Source organism: Roseburia sp. AM51-8 (assembly GCF_003478275.1).
In the GTDB taxonomy this organism is placed as follows: Bacteria; Bacillota; Clostridia; order Lachnospirales; family Lachnospiraceae; genus Pararoseburia; species Pararoseburia lenta.
Window position 1 is genome coordinate 628,553 of the sequence record NZ_QUEY01000002.1, and the last position, 18,972, is coordinate 647,524.

Consider the following 18,972-nt stretch of genomic DNA (forward strand, 5'->3'; position numbering starts at 1 on the left):
GTTGCCAAAGCATCTGTAGGGAGCTGCCAGTGGCAGGTCCTGTAGGTGCTTATTTATCTTTCAAGTGGTCTTTGAATGCTTCCACGAGAGCGTCACTTAATTCCTGTGATGGAACTTTTGCCCAACGCTGTGTGGTGTCGAACTCTGGATAATGGTAACGCCAGTTATCGTATTCTTCTCTGTTGATTTCTTCGGAAGATAGCTTGTCTGCCTGTTCTTTCCAAGCATACAGCATTTTGAGGAGTTCATATGCTTCTCTGCCTTTGTCCTTGTTGACCTTTAAGCATACCTCTCCGTCTGCTTCACTGACAGTAAGACCGTAAATATCTTCAAGGGTAAACAGAGTGTGCATAAGACCGATATAGCTGTCTATGTCAGGAACATCAAGAGCCTGTGGAGAAACATCAAGCACCTGTGCCAATGCATTTGTAAGGTCTGCTTTCGGTTTGCGTGTACCAGTTTCGTACTGTGCCAAACGCACATCAGCACTCTTTTCTGGAAAACCGATTGCTGTACCGAGATACTTTTGTGTCATACCACGCATTAGTCTGAAAAAATGTATTCTTTCGCTGATAGCCATAATGATACGCTCCTTTTATATTTAGTGAAATAAGTATAGCAGAAATGTTTAGTGGAAGTCAAGAAAAACCGAAACAAAAATGTTTAATATTTTCTTTGCAACCACTTGACAATAGCAAATATGTTTAGTAAAATAAATTACGAATTAAACAAATATGCTTAATGCGACAACTGAATGACCGTCCGAAAAGCCAAACCGCCAAGACCTCGTCGGAGCAAGTTCCGTATCGTTCGCTTGTGTGCAAGCACAAAAGCTCATTCGCTGCACTGCTCCTCCTCTTCCCCAAAAGTCTCCGACTTTTCGGGAACCCCTATACGAGCGAGCGCCTGATGTACTGCGGTGCATTGGGACAGCACAGCGCCTGCCGACAAGCAGGAGTGCCTGTTGGAACTTTAACACGGAGAAAGCGGCAAGCAAAAAATTATTTTAAGAAAGGAAGAAAAAGGATATGGAAAACAGATTTATCCGAGCCGAAGATGTGGCTCAGGAACTAAACGTATCAAAACCTTATGCATATAAACTCATCAGACAATTAAATGAGGAATTGAAAGCAAAGGGCTTTATTACGATTGCAGGGCGTGTAAATCGCCAGTATTTTTACGAAAGGCTCTACGGAGCAGGAAAGGGGGAAATGTAAATGCCGGTATTTAAGAATGAAGATAACGGTACTTGGTATGTGATGGCAAGGTATGTGAACTGGAAAGGGGAACGCAAGCAGAAATGCAAGCGTGGCTTTGCTACCAAACGAGAAGCACAGGAATGGGAAAGAATGTTCAAATTGCAGACTTCTTCAGACCTTGATATGAGTTTTGAAGCCTTTACGGAGCTTTATATCAATGATGTGAAGAACCGTTTGAAGGAAAACACGTGGCTTACCAAAGAGCATATCATACGCACAAAGATACTTCCGTATTTCGGGAAACTGAAAATCAGCGAGATTTCCACAAAGGAGATTATTACTTGGCAGAATGAAATGCTTGCCTATCGTGATGAGAAGAAAAAGCCTTATTCACAGACGTATCTGAAAACGCTGCACAATCAGTTGTCCGCCATTTTCAATCACGCTGTCCGCTACTATGAACTGCGTTCCAATCCTGCGGCAAAGGTGGGAAATATGGGACGTGAGGAACACAAGGAAATGCTGTTCTGGACAAAGGAAGAATACAAGAAATTCTCTTTTGAGATGATGGACAAGCCTGTTTCCTTTTATGCGTTTGAAATGCTTTACTGGTGCGGTATCCGAGAGGGCGAGCTGTTAGCTTTGACTCCGGCAGATTTCAACTTTGATAAGGAAACAGTCACAATCAATAAATCCTATCAGCGTTTGAAAGGGCAGGATGTGATTACTTCTCCGAAAACGAAAAAGAGCAACCGCACGATTAAAATGCCGAAGTTTCTGTGTGAGGAAATGAAAGAATATCTCGGTATGCTTTACGGATTGAAGAAGAAAGACCGTATCTTTACGGTGACGAAAAGCTATCTTCATCACGAGATGGACAGAGGGGCAAAGGCGGCAGGCGTGAAGCGTATCCGCATTCACGATCTCCGTCACCCGTATGTCAAGCCCACGACAAAAAATTTATAACTTTTTTTGCAGTTTTTCGGGCAGCTTCATAGCTGCCCATAGCTGTTTCAAATGGGTGTTCACGGTTATACTTCCTTTTCGGATTCCTTAGTTTCTAAGAAATCCTGTGTTGCATATTCAATCTCAATCCGATCTCCTGGAAAGACGTAAACTTTATTGATAAGCCGGTCAATCAGAGCTTTTGTCAGCATGTTGGCGTTTCCGACTTTCTGCACAATTTCCTGTTGTTTCAGCTTAATCTCATAATCACTTTTTATCTGCTTTGTCTGTGCAGTGATGACAGCATGAACATTTTTGGCTTGTACCAGTTCCGTGTCATAAACCGCTTTTCGTGTCCGATAGGTTTCCAAATCAATCTCTCCGAGTGCATACTGCTCATAAAGATACCGCTTGCTATCTTGAATAGAACGGAGTTTTTCTTCATGTTCGGCCTGCTGGACTGTCTGCAAATCCAATTTATCCTTATTGCTATCAATTCCCAATGCCGGACACATTTGAGCCCGAATTGTTTCAAATACAACCTGCTCCAGATCTGCCATCTTTATGCGCACACCATGACAAGGAAGCGTTTCAGCCACCTCGGAATGACGGCAATAAAACCACGCACCATTTCGTAGAGACATTGCATGATCGCAGCATCCGCAGAATACCTTACCACGGAGCAGATAATCACGCGGCTTTTTATTTGACAGAGAGAAACGCTTAATTGAAGCATTGGCTCTCTCAAATAGATCCACACTTACAATAGCCGGATGATGGTTCGGGATTTTGAACCACTCACTTTCATCCTTTAACTGTGTATGTCGGCTGCCAATCTCTTTTACCTTTCTCTTGCCAATTACATAGGTACCGATATATCTTTGATCTTCTAAAATACGCAGAACCGTTGATGTACTCCAAACGCCGTTTGTTCGGGAAACATTGTAATAGGCCTTGCCTTTAAGTTTGCGATATTCCCCAGGGGTGGGGATATTCATGGCATACAATTTTCTTGTGATCTCGGCTGCGGTGTTGCCTTCAGACGCCCATTGAAATATCATCTGCACATTCGGGGCAACATCCTCGTCCGGTTCCATACGTCCGTCTGCACTCTTGCGATAGCCGTAAGGACAGATGACACTCTGATATTCCCCACGACGCATCTTTGCGTATTTTGCACTTTGGATTTTCATGGACATATCCCGGCTATACCACTCGCTGATAAGATACTTGAAAGCAATATCAATCCCTCCGGTATCACCTTTGAAATTAGCTGTGTCAAAATCATCACTGACGGAAATAAAACGGGTGTGATAAAGAGGAAATACCCGCTCAATAAAATAGCCGGTTTCAATGCTGTTACGTCCAAATCGGGAAAGGTCTTTTACAATAATACAGTTGATTTTTCCGGCCTGAACCATTGTTAAAAGTTCCTGCACCGCCGGACGCTCAAAGTTTGTCCCCGTATGACCGTTGTCAATAAATTCCAAAATCTCGCTGTCATCCCATTCCGGCAGAGACATAGCTTTTTCACGAAGAATCAGTTTTTGATTTGGTATGCTCAAACTTTCAGTTTTGAAATCTTCCACAGAAAGACGGATATAAAGGGCAATCACATAGTTGCGCACGGTTCCACCGCCTTTCCCTGAAATTCATTTTTGAAACGGAAGGTCACATGAATATTCCGCTCGTGGTCTATCTCAATTCGTTCAATGAGCCGTTCGATCAGTTCTACAGTCAGTACGTGATCCTGTGCCAGTGTTTTTGCATCCTTTTCCATTGCACGGTATCTGGCAAGCTGGTTGTCCAGAGAGTCCATAGATTTTTCAAATACTTCAATCTCACCAGACAGAGCATTGATAGCATGTTCATAATCCGCTTTCAATTCAAAGTATTCGTCATTTGTCAAAATACCCTGCACAAAATTTTCATATAGGCCACGGATCAGCCGGCGTGTTTTTTCAATTTCCTGCCGTTTGGCCGACATCTGAATTTTCAGCTTATCTTTTTCCTGTTTTTGTCTTGTCTCCAACTGAAAGAGTGGCAGCGACATTCCCAGCGCAACTGTCAGCTCTTTTTCAAGAATAGCCGTAACAGTAGAAATCAGTTCTTTCTCTTGTATCATCGCACCTTTGCAGCTATCTTTTTCTACCCGGCTGTTTGTAAGGCAGTGGAACCAGTAAGTGTCGGGTCCTTTCCGGCGCTCGGCGCGTTGCCTGTGAAGGCTTCTGCCACAATCAGCACAGAACACTTTACCTTTGAAAATGTTTGGTGTGTAGGGACGTTTTGGAGTTGCTTTGCTTTCTTCACAGATCTGTTTTCTGTATTCCTGAACTGCATTAAACAACTCATGGCTGATGATCGGTTCATGGGTGCATTTTGCAATAATCAGATTATCTTCTCCAGCCTTGACCTGCTGATGATCTACAATCTTTGTTTTTCCTTGCACCAGATCGCCTGTATAAACTTCGCTTTCTAAGATTTTCATCACTGTGCGGGTCTGCCATTTGCCACTTCCGATCAGTCCCGGACTGGTAATCTCGCCAGTGGTCTTTTTATAATGGCTCGGTGCCGGAATTCCCATCTCATTTAGATTGCGGACAATCCGGTTCAGTGCCACATGCTCATGTGCCCATTCAAAAATCTGTTTTACCACAGGGGCAGTATTTTCATCAATCAGAAGTTTATGGCAATTATCCGGGTCTTTCCTGTAACCGTAAGGCGCCCGTGCACCAATATAGTCGCCATCTTTCATAGCCTGCCGCGCCTGTGCTTTGATTTTTCGTCCAATGTCCAGAGCATAGGCTTCATTGATCATATTTTTCAAAGGCAGCATGATACCACCATGAAGATTTCCGGAATCCGCTGTGTCAAACTGATCCGTAACAGCAATGAAGCGAACATTATGAGCATGGAAATACTGTTCGATATAATAACCTGTGTCAATAGAATTTCGCCCTAATCGGGAAAGATCCTTAACAATCACACAGTTAATGTGGCCTGCTTCAATATCAGATAGCATTTGCTGAAATCCAGGGCGGTGAAAATTTGTCCCTGTCGCTCCGTTGTCGATATAAGTATCATACACAACGAAGTCCGGTTTATCCGAAAGAAAGTCATTCAGTACCAGTTTTTGGTTTTCTACTGAGCAACCCCGCTTTTTGTTATCCTCCACAGAAAGACGGATATACAGAGCCACATGTACATACAAAGATGGTGCCGGCATAGGAGCTGCCGTCTGTTTTCTGCTTTTTCTTGCCATTTAGCTCACCATCCTTTCTTCATTTTTGTAGCAATCTGTTCAGCCAAAGAGATTGCTTTCTGATATTCATCCTGGTAATTAAATTCAATATGCAGTTCATCTTTACCCATTACCCGTATGCTTCGGATAAGCTGCATGACTGCCCGGCGGTCAATATCCTCCATAGTAGAAAATTTCATAAAATGGTTGATCCAACGGTTTCGTTCGCTTCGGTTTTCCAATACATCTGTAAGTTTATCGTTCCATTCAGCGATTGCCTTTTGGAACAGTTCAATATCTGCATTGTATTTTCGCTTATAAGAGAGAAATTCTTCCTTTGTCAGAATTCCACTCACCAGATTTTCATAGAGTTTTGCCTTAAAGCCCTCGGTCTGTGCCACACGCTTTTCATTTACTCTGATCTGTGCGGCATATTCCTGCGCCAATTCCCGGTTGATCCGTTCCTGACTGATACTGGACAGCAGGGCATCCAGAGAAGCAACATTTTCAATATGTCCTTTCAAACTGTCCTGCACACATTCAATCAGATCCGACTCTTTCAGCATGACCGACGATGTGCAGCCATTCTTTTTGCCGGTCGGGCAGTAATAATAGTGATACTCTTTGTCTTTATAGCGGTTCGTCTTGCGGGTCATACGGCAGCCACAGCATCCGCAGATCAAAATACCGGAAAACAGGTAAACCTTATCCGATTTGGGAGAAGTCCTTGTGTCAATCCTGCGGAGCCGTTGCACCAGATCAAAATCGTGCTTTTGTATGATCGCTTCATGGGTTCCCTCCACACGAATCCATTCCGAAGAAGGTTTGTCCTCACGCTCTTTTAATTTGAAATGGGGCGTTGTCTGTTTGCCCTGGACCAGTGTTCCGGTGTAAGTTTCATCCTGCAAAATGCGGATGATTGTAGTTGCAGACCATTTGCAATCCTTTCGGTCTGTATAGCCACCTTTTGCATGAGGCATTCCGTGATTGCGCTTATACGCTAAAGGCGAAAGAATTCCTAATCGGTTCAGTTCATCCGCTATATGGGAAGCGCTGAATCCCTCCAGCCGTTTTCTGAAAATATCCCTCACAACATTAGCAGCATATTCGTCTACTTCCAAGCTCTTGTGTTTATCGCCGACTTTCACATAACCATAAATGGTAAAAGCACCTACAAAATCCCCGCTGCGCCGTTTTACTTCCAGGGCGCTCCGTGTCTTAACGGAAATATCCCGACAGTAAGCCTCATTCATAATGTTTTTGACAGAAACCGTGAGATCATCGGCAGCGTCATTTTCCGTGTCCACATTATCGTTAATTGCGATAAAACGCACTCCATAGGCTGGAAATACCCTGCGCATATAACGGCCTGTTTCTATGTACTCACGACCTAAGCGGGAGAGGTCTTTGACAATCACGCAGTTAGCTTCGCCTTGTTCGATCATCCGCATCATTTCCTGAAATGCCGGGCGATCAAACAAAACACCACTATAACCATCGTCAATTTTTTCTGCCACAACCTCAATTTCCGGGTGTCGGGCTATGTAGTCATCGATCAGGCGCCGCTGGTTAGCAACGCTGTCACTTTCTACTGTTTTATCATCCGTATAAGAAAGACGGATGTACTTAATCGCTTTGTAAACCTGCATAAAAAAACACTCCTTTCGTTGCACAGAAAAATCCCCGCAATTCAAGAAGTGTGGTTATGCCATATTCAATTCCTTTTCCGATTCTTATTCTACCATGCTTTTACGGAAAAGTCAGCCCCTTTCTTAAAATTGCACCTATCGCAAAATACCCTTGATACATTCTTCCAGGGTAGCACCTTCAGCAGAAAAGCTGGCCTGTACAGTAAAACGCCCACACTTAAAATGGTATGGATTTTTGATTTGCTGAACGAATTCTGCAATCCGTTCATCACGGGAAAGTTCTTTGTTGACAGAGACATCCCGAATGTCTACCAGTGTACCCACTTCACTGACAATGGTATTCAATTCCATAGTATCAACTCCCTTCTGAAAACTGTGTTATCAAAACCACATGAATAGGTCGGATCTATGGTTATTACACACATAAATCCGGCCCATTATATCTGATTTCGATTTTACTGCCGTATTTGCCACGCACCCCGGCAAGTCCTTCTGTAATAAGGACGGGGCTGTTACAGGCTGCGGGTAGCGTCACCGCATCATAGTCCCGCATACGCCGCCGCTTTGCCAGAGCAAGCAAACGCCGCAGGAACTCTCCCCAAGTCTTTAGGAAGCTGTGAAGAAGTACCATTATGATCTGCGTCGTTATCGCGTCCGGCCTGCCACAGCCGGTTTCGTAGGTTGCGTTTATCGCTCGGACAGCCTGGATCCATCACCTCCTTAGGCCGCCTGTCACCGCGCCGCCCCATCTGCCGCTCGGAACACAGAATGAAGTACCTGTAACAGCGTATATTCGGTTGTCAAGGAACAAGCAAGGGGCATGGCAGACAAATTGATATTGCAGTTGGGGTGGGAGGATGTATATGCTTCCTTACCACACCCGTCCAGCTTGTCCCGCCGAATATGTCCCTCTACTATTCAGTACATTTTTAGGGGCAAAGTTGCCGTCTGTTATAAAATTTCTTTGAAATATTTTTCCAGACTACGCAATCCGGCTTCGATAGAACGGGTGATCCGGCTTTTGTGTGTTCCTTCCGCTTTGGCAATATCTGCTTTGCTCATGCCAAGAAAAAAGTGTGCATAGATTCGTTGGCGCTGCTTTACCGGAAGTTTGGAAAGACCTTTATAAATCAACTCCGTCATTTGGCGCTGTTCCCAAATTTCTGCCGGGTTAAGAGGCTTTTGCAATATCTCACGCTCAATACCTTCGTCTCGATCCAGAGAGTAAAATGCTTTATAGCGGTATGTACGAATCCGATAGGCTTCTTCCAACAACATATATTCCCGAAGCAACAAAGCAACTTCATCCGGCACCTCAACGATCATGTCCTGTGTATAATACGGGTAATAATCCCGAAGATTGATTTTCTTCATAGTAATTTCCTCCAATTTCGATGTTTGAGTTGATGGCAAAAATCGAAATCAGAGGGTGGGCTGCGGCAGCGATAAGGTCTAAGTCTCTTTCTGATTAAAAAAAGGGTACAAAAAAGCGCGCCCGTACAAAGAACAGGCGCGCCAAAGCAGCAGTATGAAATTTTTCCGGGAGGTTGACAGCGAAAATGCTCAAACTTTGTCGAAACCAAAAACGCCGCAATCCATACGAGCTGGACTACGACGTATAGGTGACTGAATGTAAAGCAGTTTATCTGCAGATCTGTGTTGCATAGACGCATAGGCATTTCCTCCCATCAAGGAGGAACCTGAATCGGCTGCTTGATACCTCCTTGGGAGAAAATTATATCGGTTATGTTTCCTTTATCAGTCCGCAGATATTCGCTTTTTACTCTTTATATTCGCAATTTTCTACATATTCCGCTCTTAGAATATATGCTGCAAAAAGCAAGCCCACAAGGGGAAACAACACCTTGTGGGCTCATGTTATAGATGTTCAAATTTATAGCCGATCCCGGCGACACTCTCAATATAGTTTGGAAGATCCGGTTCAAAGCGCAACTTCTTACGCAGCTACTTATATGATTATGAATCGCTTTTCTCGAATAGAAATCACAATCCTCTTTCCAAACCAAATCGGTAATCAGTTCGTAAGTAAAAACACGTTTGGGATTGGCAATGAGCAATGCCAGTATATCAAACTCCTTACTTGTCAGGTTGATCATCCGTTCCCTAACCCTGACAGTGCGGTGTTCCAGGCATAGATAAAGCTCGCCTTCCTGTATTTCTGTTAGAGGATTTTTCTTTGCTGCGAAGGAAGTGTGACAGGAATTGAATACCGTTCCATGACAGGCTCCTTGTTCCAAAATATATTGCATTAGAGCATTCTTTTGTTCCTCGTTAAGAAGCAGAAATAACTTTTCTCCGATCTGCTTGCCGGATTCTTCTATATCAAAAACAGCTAATGTCCCATCACATCATCACCTCCGTATTTTAATAAATTTATTGATTAGAGTTCAATTCTTGCTTTCGATGGCTTATCTTCACAATAGATAACTTTAATCGTTGTTCCCTTGTCAGGACTTTGTTTCCTGCGCCAATCCATTTTCGGCAGATGTAATCTTTGCCGTCTATCGTATATTTGACCTTGATAGTATGCGGAAAGGCTGCGCCATCCATCGCATGAACGCGGGCAGGTTTACGATTCACTTTTAACCACCATTGTTTTATAACTGAAATTACAGTTCCCATTGTTTCTTTTTCCATAAGTTATACCTCCAATGATATTTTTGATTGATGATACCTATTTTCTATTCAGCCTTTTCTTTGTTTGTAGTAAAAGCGGAACGCTGCTGCGCCGGTGGCCGCCAACTGTACCAGAATCAGCACAGCAAACAGACCGAAGCTCTCATAGTAGAACAGTTCATCCCAAAAATATAGTCTGTTCAAATGATGCCATTTATTGTATTCTAAATTTGTAGGTAAGCTGAACGGGTAACTTACCAAGGGATAGCGGCAACAGATGTCTATCTAACCATACTACCATTGAGATCGAAAAGTATGAATTGAAGAGTACAATAATAGGGTTGATTGAGGATCAACTTTTATTTTTTGTACCTTCATGTTAGAAGCCGTTGTGGACTATTACCTAAAAATAATAGATATAACACAAAGAGAATTATTCAATCTGTCCAAGCATAACAGGAAGGAAAAGATTGAAATTCCATAGGTAGTGGCTTCGTTGACGCGACTAAGTTCAATACGGAAAAATCGGTCTGCAGGTGTGTCAAACAGAAGACACTATTTTTTTATATCTGAGACCGATTGTTTCCGATACAATTTATGGAACATTCAGCACATCATGGACAAACCAAGTCTGAGCCGTGACCATAATGGCAAATGTGCAAATAGCAAAGAGAAGTACTTCAGCCACAGCATTGACACGGCTGGATTGAAGTTGCTTTTTCAGATTGGCAGGCAAGATTCTTGACAGCAGACAATAAACTAAAAATCCAATACAGGCTCCAGCGGTATTTGTCATCAAGTCATTGATGTCGGAAGAACCCCAGCCAAACATCTGGACAATTTCAACAGCCAAAGAAAACAGAAAGCCAGTCAATGCAACCGTCTTCATGTGATGATATTTCTTGTACAGCAGCGGCAGGAAAAATCCCAACGGGACAAACAGAATAATATTCAGAATGGTATCAATTGGCCCAGTTATCATACCGATAAATGGAGTCCAAGAAATGTTCGGGCGAAAGGTCATTGTGCTTGTAAAGCCGATGCCTGTGACGGTCAAAAGTCCGAATAAATAATAACCAAAAACAAACACTGCAGCGGTATGGAGAAAACTTTGTGTTCTCCCCAATTTTTTGAGCCACAAGAAATACAGTACGAAGACTGGAACCATAAACACATACCCACTAATTGAGCGGATGAGAATATCAGAAATTGGTATCATTATTATCTCCTTGTCAAATTCAAATTTATTGCCCATTCCAGCATTGAGCATTTTCTCATAAAGCAAACAGAATACTGTCATTAGTAACGACGGTATTCCCATAATGCTAATCGTAAGTCTAATTGTTCAATGTCGATTAGACATTCACTTTTACATTTTGGACAAAAGAGAGGAAAATTTTTAAGTACGGTATCTTCCCGAATTTTGTCGCGTGTTTTATTCCCGCAGACTGGGCAGCGGATGAACTCTGTTTTCTCCATATTGTTCACTCCGAATTGCGATCATTCTTTTTCTTATCCCGATATTTCCGTATGAGTTTATTACGGATAGGAACGCCAACACCAAGCAAAAGCACAACTGCCAAAATTGTGAAATCCATACAATCACCTCACATTTCTTTGTTCTTCATAATCCGAATGGACAAGAAGATCGAAACCGCATACATCACGACAATAGCAAAAACCGCAAGGAAAACGAGAAGTATCGGAGAAGATTCAACGACTGAAATAATTGATTTCCCGATGGCTGGCATTTTAGAGAGAAGAAGTAAAGTCACCAAAAAACCGGCCACTGGAATATACATAAATACCCGTCCTTTGATTGAACCGTACTTGTAATATCCCGGAATCTGGAACACGGTATAGAGTGCAAATAAGAATACTCCTGCAATAGCGGCAGTTACAATGTCAAATACGCCAACTGTTTCACCCAGCACTTTCAAGACAAGCGGCTGTGCAATCAAAGAAATAATCAAGGAAAGAAGCCCCATTGCAAGGACGAAAACATAGCGTCCGATCACAAGCTCGCTTTTCCGAACAGGTAAAATACCAAACAGCCGATCCATGCTGTTTTTTTCTGTGATGGAAAAGGTATATCCCGTCGTCATAGCAATAAAGCACATGGCAAATGATACCCCTGTCAGCAAAGAACGGTTGATTGCGGCAAACACAATCGGCAGAAGCAGGGTAAAGCAAATCGTCTTAAAATATGGTTTTACCAATGCAATATCTAATTTTGTGGATTTCAAAATATTACTCATAATCGTCACCTTTCTTGCTTGTAAACACTACAATTTCATCAATAGTGGCAGGCTCAACGGTCAGGTTAGGGAAACCGCTAATATTTTCGGTTTTCATCAGCGCCTCAAATCCCGTAGGGAATGTACGAATACCAGCCGCCTTATTTTTCAGATCATCGGACAGTTCCTCAATTCCACCTTTTACAATGCGGAACATATCTACAAAATCATCTTTGCTGCCAGTAAAGAACAACTCGCCATAACTGATGTAGGTAATATAATCGGCTGCACGCTCCAAATCGCCTGTGATATGGGTGGAGAACAAAACACTATGTTCGCCATCTTCAATATACTCCGAAAGAATTTTCAAAAGTTCATCTCTGGAAACCGGGTCAAGTCCACTGGTCGGTTCGTCAAGGATCAGCAGTTTTGCGTCGTATGAAAACGCACAGGCAAGCATTAACTTCATCTGCATACCTTTGGAAAGTTCTTTTACCTTTTTGGTTGGTGCAATGTGAAATTTCCGTAACATATCCGCAAATTTCTGGCTGTCCCAATTTGGATAAAATACCGAAATAGACTTTTCAACCTGCGACACTTTCCAATCATCACTGAAATAATTTGTATCGAAAACAACGCCAAGCTCTGATTTTACTTTTTGTTCTTCTGCGATATTATCCAGCCCCATCACTTTGACTGTGCCGCCGGTGCGCTTGAGCATATTCAAAATCAGTTTGATTGTCGTTGTTTTGCCAGAACCATTCGGGCCGATCAAGCCCATAATATATCCCTTTGGCAAAGTAAAGCTGATATTGTGAAGTTGAAAAGAATCAAAAGATTTTGAAAGATTCGTTACCTCTAAATAATTAGTCATCTGTTTTTACCTCCGTTAAAATGTCCAAAAGGCGATGTAATTCCTCTGTGGATAGATTTGCCATTCTTGCAGCTTTTATTGCTTCGGTGAGATTGTTTTCTACTTTGCAAATAAGCTGCTCCTTAATCAGTTCTGAACCAGACCCCATTACGAAACATCCACGCCCCTGCACATTTTTAACAAAGCCCTCTTGCTCTAATTCTGTGTATGCCTTTGTCACTGTTAAGACGCTGATCTTTAAGTCTTTGGCAAGTGTTCTAAGGGAGGGCAAAGTTTCTTCGGCTTGAAGCTCGCCAGATAAAATAGCCGCCTTGATCTGCTGTTTAATCTGCTCGTATATGGGGACGCCAGATACATTTGAAATAATCAGTTTCATTGCTGCATCCTCCGTGTGTTTTAACTGTTGTGCTGTTATGTATAACAGTATAACACGAAATTTTTCAAAAAGCAATATAGTTTAAGAAAAGTTCATAATAGCAAAAATTGGTCGGGACAATAAATTTACTGTCCTGACCAATTTCTCATAAAAAAGCGTCTATCCTGTCCACTACAAAGACATATTTTTATATGTGTAACGATCTCATTCCACAAAGAACAGAACCCGCCGGATCAGCTCCGGGATATTGACCGGGGCGGTGATATAGTCGTTCACGCCCTCATGCCGGTATTCATATTCCGTGGCAGGGTCGTTGTTCTCGGTGAGGATAAAGAACGGCAGAAGCCGGACATGGGGATTCTTCATTTGGAACATCCCCGCCACCCGCCGTAGCGTATGAAACAGCTCCATTGCTGTGCCGTCCGGCAGTTCCAGATCGCACAAGATCAGTTCTATTTCCTTATCCTCAAAAATCCGGCGCTTGGCTTCCCAAATCGAGGAAACCAGAATCAGGTCAAAGCCCTTTTGTAGCATAGCAGCCCGCAGCACTTCGGCGCTGGTATCTTCTGCATAGACAAAGAGCAGCTTGTGAAAAGTCGGGGCCTTTTCGCCGGATAACTGCCGGTAGGCGTATTCCACCAGCTTATCTTGTAGTAGCAGTCCTTTCATTTTGTCCATGCACAGCGTCGCGCCCCGGCGCATAGCCTCCTGTTCGTAGTCGTCCTTGTCATGGCAGGACGCCAGAACAAAAGGCAGCTCCTTGTCTGCGGCCCGCACCTCGTCCAGAAAGTCCATGCCAGAACCATCCGGCAGGTCGAGATCACAGCAGACCACCAGCGGCATTTCCTCTTGGATGGCGGCCCGCGCTTCTTTCAGCGTACAAGCCGTTTTCACCGGGTAGCCCCGGTGCTGTAAGTATATTTTCAGACACCATGTATAGGTGTCGCTGTCGTCGATCAGCAGTATCTTTTTCATGTGTCCTCACCCCCAATATTGATTTACCACAAGCATAAACTACAAATGTTACACAAATGTCCGAGGTGCCTTTGATTTCGACAGAAAAACAGGCTGAATTGTTACAACGCTCGGACATTTCAAAAATTTTTTTGAGAAATGGCGAAAAAAGCGGGGCAGCACACGCCGCCCCGCCGATCCCATACGGCTATTCCATCGTCCTGATTTGCTCAACAAGAGATTGTTTTTTCAGATTTCCAGTTGTGTAAGAAATCAAGGTGAATTGCACAATCAGCAGGATTGCTAAATATATCAATACGATCAGCCACGGAAATGAATAGTAAAAGTATGGATTCATCGTTTTCACAACTACCTGTACGGATAGGAAGCCCAGTCCAGTCCCCAAAACCAATGTTACCAGCGTAGCAAAAACTGAATACATCAACCCCTCATAGCACAGCATTTTGATAAGCTGCTTTTTACTCAAACCAATCGCCTGTAACATTCCAATTTCCTGCCTACGGGATAAGAAGTTTGTGATTGTCGTATTGACAAGGTTGATTAAAGAAAAGCACACAACAATAACAGCCACGATCAACAATACCCCGATGGAAAGTTGTTGAAGTCCGCTATAATAAGTGATACTTTCTTTTATGGTTTCCATAACCAAATCGCTATTTCCGTCTATCAGTTGATTTAATGCAGCTTCAACTGTATCAAATTTTTCCATATCGGTAATTACAGAAATCGTACCTGTGCAATCTATCCCGGTCGCTTCATTCATAAACTGCTCCGGAAGCGCAAAGCATTTTGAGAAGCCGGAGTAAGAATATTCGTTTACAATGCCCATGACGGTATAGGTCTTTGTGCAAATTTGGCCGGATTCGGTTTTATAGTCCACTTCGACGGTATCACCCAACGCAGCCTCAATATCATAGAGATCGGCACGCTCTTGAAGCAAGACAATTCCATTTCCTGCCACCAGTTCATCATAATCAGTCGTTCCCGCAATTCGCTCTTTCTCCAAATTCTGCTGTTCATCTCGGCAAAAGCCTGAATCCATTTTCCAGAATTACCATTTACACGATATTCTGCGTCCGTGTAATACCAGTGCTTGATTCCTGTAACGCCATCAATAGATTCTACTGCATTTACAAAATCGGCATTTAGAGAATTCTTTTGCTGCAATCCAGACAAAGAAATACCAGCAGTGTCCCACGATTGATTTGCGTTGAGCTGAATGTTAAATTCACCGACAGGGAACGCCCTGCCTCTTGCCTCTGCAACGCCATCATAGGAAACTAACATTGTCGAAATCAATACAACCAATACTCCGCCGAGTGAAAGAGAAAGTATTGTTAAAGTGGACTTTGCCTTTTGTCTGGACAGATTCATTTTAGCAAGTGAAGCAGGCGTTATTTTACGGTGCAGCACGGAACTTTCTTTCATTTTCCCCTGATAATCGGAATATCGCAATGCTTCCAGCGGAGATACTGCCGCAGCTCTTTTTACAGGAGTATGAATGGCAATCATCACAATAATAAATGCAAAAAGGCCAACCCCGGCCGTCACACATAAAGTGGTCAGCCAGTACCAACCGGCAGGAACCAGAAAGTACCCAATCACATTTCCAATAACCAGACCAATTGGGATAGCAATGGCAGCAAGTAATTTCCCCTCGCGGTAAACCATCTTTTTGATCTGTCGTTTTGTAGTTCCGATTGTGCGAAGCTGTCCATAGTTACGGATACTGCTTGCTACTGAAATATAAAAAATCGAATAGATCACAATGCCGGAACCAATGAAAGTTACAAAACCAATCAAGAAATAGAACAGCATATCGCTTCCGTGATTTTCGTCCTTTAAGTTAAAATATGTGGAACGGACAATCACATTATCATCGGAAATTTTTAATTGCTGCGCCAGAGTGTTTGCATAGTTGGTGGCTTCTTCCTCGCTCATATTTTGAGCGCCTTTCAGCCCAATGTAATAATCAATCATGCCCTCGTCGCCATACTGCTGTCTTACTAATTCTTTCGATATAATGGCTGTATAGCGCCCAATATCGCCGGTTTTCACATCTAAGATTCCCGTCAATTTGAAATCATGGGTAGTGCCGTCAGAAAAGGGGATTTGAATTGTCTGTCCCAATTCATTTGAATAGCCCAAACTATCCAAAAAGGATTCTTGCACTACAATTTCATTCTCCGAAGCTGGTAAATCTCCCGAATAGGGCATACTTTGGGATTTTAGCATATCTGCATTTGCATAAGTAAAATTCACGGTTGAATGGTTTACCTGTTCAGAAAATGCGTTAAAAAATTCCCCAACCCACGCAATTTCTTCTTGCTTGTATAGTTCCTGTCCCTGTTGTTCAGAAATCGCATGATACATAATCTGCGCTGTTTTTTGGTTGCGGTTCTGCGTTTCCTGCATAACCCCAAAGCCATAGAGGACAATAGCAGATAGCAATGCGCTGGCAAGTGCAATCGTCAAAATAATAAAGATATTTCTTTTTCGATTTGCCGATATACTGCGGTTTGATATGCGCTTTACTATGCCGTTGGTATCATTTTCAAAAGGCCATGTCATAGCCTGCCACCTCCTTACTCCACAATCTTTCCGTCCTCAATGCGGACAATCCGATCTGCAAGGCGGGCAATGTCGTCATTGTGCGTAATCATCACAACAGTTTGCCGGAACTCCGCACTGGTGCGCTTGATAAGCCCAGCACCTCGGCGCTGGTCTTGCTGTCAAGGTTGCCGGTCGGCTCGTCGGCCAGCACGATAGCCGGTTTGGTAATCAAGGCGCGGGCGATAGCCACACGCTGCTGCTGTCCGCCGGAAAGATTGTTCGGCATATTTTTCAGTTTATCTTCCAGCCCCAGCAGGTGAACGATCTCGTCCAAAAACTTCTGATCCACCGTGTCCCCGTCCAGCTCCACCGGCAGGACGATGTTCTCATACACATTCAGGATGGGAACAAGGTTATAGTTCTGGAAGATAAAGCCGATGTTGCGGCGGCGAAAGATGGTGAGCTGTTCGTCGTTCATCTTCGACAGTTCTTTGTCCCGGACAATCACATTGCCGGAAGTAGGGGTGTCCAGCCCGCCCATCATGTGAAGCAGGGTAGACTTGCCGCTGCCGGAGGTTCCCACAACGGCCACAAATTCGCCGTCATTTACGGAGAAGTTCACGCCGTCAAGGGCGCGGGTGATGTTCGGCTCTGTGCCGTAATACTTTTTCAGGTCGATAGTCTGTAAAATGCTCATAAAATTCAATCCTTTTTTTGTTTGTTGTAAATGCGGAACGCTGCTGCGCCGGTGGCCGCCAACTGCACCAGAATCAGCACAGCGAACAGGCCGAAGCTCTCATAGTAGAACAGTTCATCCCAAAATAGGAGAACATCACAGAGAGCAGTCAAGGCAACCGTGCAGCGGATGTGCCGGACCAGCCATTGCCGGAACACCAGCACAAGGGCAACGGGCGGGACGATCAGCAGCGCCAGATTCAAAATCAATGTCGGGGTCAGTTCCATTGCGTCGCCTCCTCACTTTTGTTGATAAGGGTATTGTAAAACCCAAATGTCCGCGAAATGTTACAGCGGCCAAAAAATTTCATTGAAAATCGGGGTGAAATGTTACAACGCTCGGACATTTCAAAAAATTCACGGCGGACAGCCGGAAATGGTCGTCCGCCGAATCATACTACACAATCTTTTAGATAGATTGATTGTGAAATAATTTCAATCCAATCACCACATCTATCATAAGTTCCACAATGAGAATTATACTAATGGCAACATTAAAATTACATAGGTTATATAATCCGATATAGATTTCACAAGTAAGAAATACAACTTGCAGACACAAATTTAAGTATGTCACTAAATGCTCGTTAGTTCTATTCCACAATCTAAACAGGAACATTGTAAAAATAGGTTTTCCCGTAAAAGCAAAAAGCACTGACAATACCGGCACCAAAAATACATAGTAAGAATCTACTGCATTGCTGGGGGATGTACCTACCCATTGAATTGCTATTTTATCAGGAACAACGAAAAATAAAACAATAGATAAAATAACATTGATTATTAAGATGATTGTTGTTGCTTTGCAAAAATTGATTTTTTTCATGGTGTTTTCTCCTGTTATAAGTGTGCTTTATTTAGTCGGCAACATAATGGAAAATTCCGAACCCTTGCCCGGCTCCGAAACCACTTTGATATAGCCGCCCTGCCGTGTTACGATCTCGCGGGCCAGATACAGGCCAATGCCCACGCCCTGCTGTTCGTGTACTTCTTCCTCACGATAGAAGCGCCGGAAGATGGCGGCCTGATTGCTTTCGGAAATGCCCTTGCCGGTGTCGGCTACTTTGATTTCCACATACATTTCCCACAGCACCACCGACACAGCGATTTTCCCGCCTGCCGGGGTGTACTTCACCGCATTGTCCAGCAGGTTAAAAAGGGCTTCGGATGTCCACTTGCTGTCATGGAAAACGGTCAAATCCTCCGGGCAGTCCACGGACACGACGATTTCCTTTTTCTCTGCTGCATACACAATTCCACTCATGGCCTGTGCCACGGTATCAAAGAGGCGGCCCGGTTTCTTATCCAACTGGATCACGCCCGTTTCCAGACGGGAGGTTTTCACAAGGGCCTGAAAGAGAAAGTCCAGCTTATCCGTCTGGCTGCGGATTCCCCGGATAAAGTCGGTGCGCTCCGCCTCGGTCATGGGCTTTTCCAGCAGCGTGTCCGTCGCCATTTTCAGATTGCTTACCGGCGTTTTCACCTGATGGGAAATATCCGATACAAGGGTCTGTAACTCCTGCCGTTCCTCGTCCACCCGGCGGCGGTTCT

General features: G+C 43.6%; 20 protein-coding genes and 2 pseudogenes. 2 read left to right on the forward strand and 20 right to left on the reverse strand.

Going from position 1 to position 18,972, the window contains the following annotated elements; genetic code table 11:
- Positions 1 to 49 precede the first annotated feature (49 nt).
- Positions 50 to 580, reverse strand: coding sequence for a helix-turn-helix domain-containing protein (locus tag DW996_RS06835; RefSeq protein ID WP_009247529.1), 531 nt, complete (start codon positions 578 to 580; stop codon positions 50 to 52).
- 448 nt (positions 581 to 1,028) lie between these two features.
- On the opposite strand from DW996_RS06835, the gene DW996_RS06840 reads away from it, so the two are divergent.
- Together DW996_RS06840 and DW996_RS06845 are read left to right on the forward strand one after the other, a co-directional pair.
- Positions 1,029 to 1,217 (forward strand): transcriptional regulator, encoded by a 189-nt coding sequence (locus DW996_RS06840; RefSeq protein ID WP_009247528.1) that lies wholly within the window; start codon positions 1,029 to 1,031, stop codon positions 1,215 to 1,217.
- Positions 1,218 to 2,141 (forward strand): annotated as a pseudogene (locus tag DW996_RS06845) (Arm DNA-binding domain-containing protein); the annotation flags it as partial.
- An 89-nt stretch (positions 2,142 to 2,230) separates the two neighbouring features.
- Here DW996_RS06845 and DW996_RS06850 read toward each other — a convergent pair.
- The 19 genes and pseudogenes from DW996_RS06850 to DW996_RS06940 form a co-directional block, all read right to left on the reverse strand.
- Positions 2,231 to 3,772 carry a recombinase family protein gene (locus DW996_RS06850; protein ID WP_118427045.1) on the reverse strand — a complete coding sequence of 514 codons (1,542 nt, stop codon included), beginning with the start codon at positions 3,770 to 3,772 and terminating at the stop codon, positions 2,231 to 2,233.
- A complete protein-coding gene (locus DW996_RS06855; protein WP_118174147.1) occupies positions 3,757 to 5,406 on the reverse strand; it encodes a recombinase family protein in 1,650 nt (549 codons plus the stop codon). Before DW996_RS06855 ends, DW996_RS06850 begins: the two co-directional genes overlap by 16 nt.
- A 5-nt stretch (positions 5,407 to 5,411) precedes the next feature.
- A complete protein-coding gene (locus tag DW996_RS06860; RefSeq protein WP_118535238.1) occupies positions 5,412 to 7,034 on the reverse strand; it encodes a recombinase family protein in 1,623 nt (540 codons plus the stop codon).
- Positions 7,035 to 7,169: 135 nt separating this feature from the next.
- Positions 7,170 to 7,385 (reverse strand): DUF6870 family protein, encoded by a 216-nt coding sequence (locus DW996_RS06865; RefSeq protein WP_005361189.1) that lies wholly within the window; start codon positions 7,383 to 7,385, stop codon positions 7,170 to 7,172.
- Positions 7,386 to 7,985: 600 nt separating this feature from the next.
- Positions 7,986 to 8,408, reverse strand: a complete 423-nt coding sequence (locus tag DW996_RS06875) for a hypothetical protein (protein ID WP_015542925.1) — start codon at positions 8,406 to 8,408, stop codon at positions 7,986 to 7,988.
- Between the two features lie 413 nt (positions 8,409 to 8,821).
- Positions 8,822 to 9,304 carry a winged helix-turn-helix domain-containing protein gene (locus tag DW996_RS06880; protein ID WP_330428813.1) on the reverse strand — a complete coding sequence of 161 codons (483 nt, stop codon included), beginning with the start codon at positions 9,302 to 9,304 and terminating at the stop codon, positions 8,822 to 8,824.
- Positions 9,305 to 9,428: 124 nt separating this feature from the next.
- The gene (locus DW996_RS06885; RefSeq protein ID WP_243098693.1) at positions 9,429 to 9,692 is read right to left on the reverse strand and encodes a sugar ABC transporter permease; all 264 of its coding nucleotides are present in this window, start codon (positions 9,690 to 9,692) and stop codon (positions 9,429 to 9,431) included.
- Positions 9,693 to 10,266: 574 nt separating this feature from the next.
- The gene (locus DW996_RS06890) at positions 10,267 to 10,890 is read right to left on the reverse strand and encodes a VanZ family protein (RefSeq protein ID WP_025580950.1); all 624 of its coding nucleotides are present in this window, start codon (positions 10,888 to 10,890) and stop codon (positions 10,267 to 10,269) included.
- A gap of 80 nt (positions 10,891 to 10,970) precedes the next feature.
- Positions 10,971 to 11,150, reverse strand: coding sequence for a cysteine-rich KTR domain-containing protein (locus DW996_RS06895; RefSeq protein WP_074021989.1), 180 nt, complete (start codon positions 11,148 to 11,150; stop codon positions 10,971 to 10,973).
- 128 nt (positions 11,151 to 11,278) lie between these two features.
- Positions 11,279 to 11,929 carry an ABC-2 transporter permease gene (locus DW996_RS06900; RefSeq protein ID WP_006861334.1) on the reverse strand — a complete coding sequence of 217 codons (651 nt, stop codon included), beginning with the start codon at positions 11,927 to 11,929 and terminating at the stop codon, positions 11,279 to 11,281.
- Entirely contained in the window at positions 11,922 to 12,782 is an 861-nt protein-coding gene (locus DW996_RS06905) for an ABC transporter ATP-binding protein (RefSeq protein ID WP_117686263.1), read from the reverse strand. The genes DW996_RS06900 and DW996_RS06905 overlap by 8 nt, the downstream gene beginning before the upstream one ends.
- Positions 12,775 to 13,158: a GntR family transcriptional regulator gene (locus DW996_RS06910; RefSeq protein ID WP_002578893.1), complete on the reverse strand. Its 384-nt coding sequence runs from the start codon at positions 13,156 to 13,158 to the stop codon at positions 12,775 to 12,777. The genes DW996_RS06905 and DW996_RS06910 overlap by 8 nt, the downstream gene beginning before the upstream one ends.
- Positions 13,159 to 13,362: 204 nt before the next feature.
- A complete protein-coding gene (locus tag DW996_RS06915) occupies positions 13,363 to 14,133 on the reverse strand; it encodes a response regulator (RefSeq protein ID WP_117686262.1) in 771 nt (256 codons plus the stop codon).
- 187 nt (positions 14,134 to 14,320) lie between these two features.
- Complete coding sequence (locus tag DW996_RS14180) at positions 14,321 to 14,962, reverse strand: ABC transporter permease (RefSeq protein ID WP_330428814.1); 642 nt, start codon at positions 14,960 to 14,962, stop codon at positions 14,321 to 14,323.
- Positions 14,950 to 16,704, reverse strand: a complete 1,755-nt coding sequence (locus DW996_RS06920; RefSeq protein WP_243098694.1) for an ABC transporter permease — start codon at positions 16,702 to 16,704, stop codon at positions 14,950 to 14,952. Before DW996_RS06920 ends, DW996_RS14180 begins: the two co-directional genes overlap by 13 nt.
- 14 nt (positions 16,705 to 16,718) lie before the next feature.
- A pseudogene (locus DW996_RS06925) lies at positions 16,719 to 17,383 on the reverse strand (ABC transporter ATP-binding protein).
- A 5-nt stretch (positions 17,384 to 17,388) separates the two neighbouring features.
- Positions 17,389 to 17,649, reverse strand: a complete 261-nt coding sequence (locus DW996_RS06930) for a hypothetical protein (RefSeq protein ID WP_117686261.1) — start codon at positions 17,647 to 17,649, stop codon at positions 17,389 to 17,391.
- Between the two features lie 181 nt (positions 17,650 to 17,830).
- Positions 17,831 to 18,247: a hypothetical protein gene (locus DW996_RS06935; RefSeq protein ID WP_004611616.1), complete on the reverse strand. Its 417-nt coding sequence runs from the start codon at positions 18,245 to 18,247 to the stop codon at positions 17,831 to 17,833.
- Positions 18,248 to 18,274: 27 nt separating this feature from the next.
- Positions 18,275 to 18,972 (reverse strand): sensor histidine kinase (locus DW996_RS06940; protein WP_147403541.1); only part of this gene is annotated, 698 nt, incomplete at its 5' end.

Excerpts from the sequence above, each read along its gene's own strand:
- DW996_RS06835 (WP_009247529.1), bottom strand. The coding sequence starts at position 580 with ATGGCTATCAGCGAAAGAATACATTTTTTCAGACTAATGCGTGGTATG.
- DW996_RS06860 (WP_118535238.1), bottom strand. The coding sequence starts at position 7,034 with ATGCAGGTTTACAAAGCGATTAAGTACATCCGTCTTTCTTATACGGAT.
- DW996_RS06935 (WP_004611616.1), bottom strand. The coding sequence starts at position 18,247 with ATGAAAAAAATCAATTTTTGCAAAGCAACAACAATCATCTTAATAATC.
- DW996_RS06920 (WP_243098694.1), bottom strand. The coding sequence starts at position 16,704 with ATGACATGGCCTTTTGAAAATGATACCAACGGCATAGTAAAGCGCATA.
- DW996_RS14180 (WP_330428814.1), bottom strand. The coding sequence starts at position 14,962 with ATGGGCATTGTAAACGAATATTCTTACTCCGGCTTCTCAAAATGCTTT.
- DW996_RS06865 (WP_005361189.1), bottom strand. The coding sequence starts at position 7,385 with ATGGAATTGAATACCATTGTCAGTGAAGTGGGTACACTGGTAGACATT.
- DW996_RS06875 (WP_015542925.1), bottom strand. The coding sequence starts at position 8,408 with ATGAAGAAAATCAATCTTCGGGATTATTACCCGTATTATACACAGGAC.
- DW996_RS06895 (WP_074021989.1), bottom strand. The coding sequence starts at position 11,150 with ATGGAGAAAACAGAGTTCATCCGCTGCCCAGTCTGCGGGAATAAAACA.
- DW996_RS06890 (WP_025580950.1), bottom strand. The coding sequence starts at position 10,890 with ATGATACCAATTTCTGATATTCTCATCCGCTCAATTAGTGGGTATGTG.
- DW996_RS06855 (WP_118174147.1), bottom strand. The coding sequence starts at position 5,406 with ATGGCAAGAAAAAGCAGAAAACAGACGGCAGCTCCTATGCCGGCACCA.
- DW996_RS06905 (WP_117686263.1), bottom strand. The coding sequence starts at position 12,782 with ATGACTAATTATTTAGAGGTAACGAATCTTTCAAAATCTTTTGATTCT.
- DW996_RS06880 (WP_330428813.1), bottom strand. The coding sequence starts at position 9,304 with ATGCAATATATTTTGGAACAAGGAGCCTGTCATGGAACGGTATTCAAT.
- DW996_RS06885 (WP_243098693.1), bottom strand. The coding sequence starts at position 9,692 with ATGGAAAAAGAAACAATGGGAACTGTAATTTCAGTTATAAAACAATGG.
- DW996_RS06910 (WP_002578893.1), bottom strand. The coding sequence starts at position 13,158 with ATGAAACTGATTATTTCAAATGTATCTGGCGTCCCCATATACGAGCAG.
- DW996_RS06915 (WP_117686262.1), bottom strand. The coding sequence starts at position 14,133 with ATGAAAAAGATACTGCTGATCGACGACAGCGACACCTATACATGGTGT.
- DW996_RS06900 (WP_006861334.1), bottom strand. The coding sequence starts at position 11,929 with ATGAGTAATATTTTGAAATCCACAAAATTAGATATTGCATTGGTAAAA.
- DW996_RS06930 (WP_117686261.1), bottom strand. The coding sequence starts at position 17,649 with ATGGAACTGACCCCGACATTGATTTTGAATCTGGCGCTGCTGATCGTC.
- DW996_RS06840 (WP_009247528.1), top strand. The coding sequence starts at position 1,029 with ATGGAAAACAGATTTATCCGAGCCGAAGATGTGGCTCAGGAACTAAAC.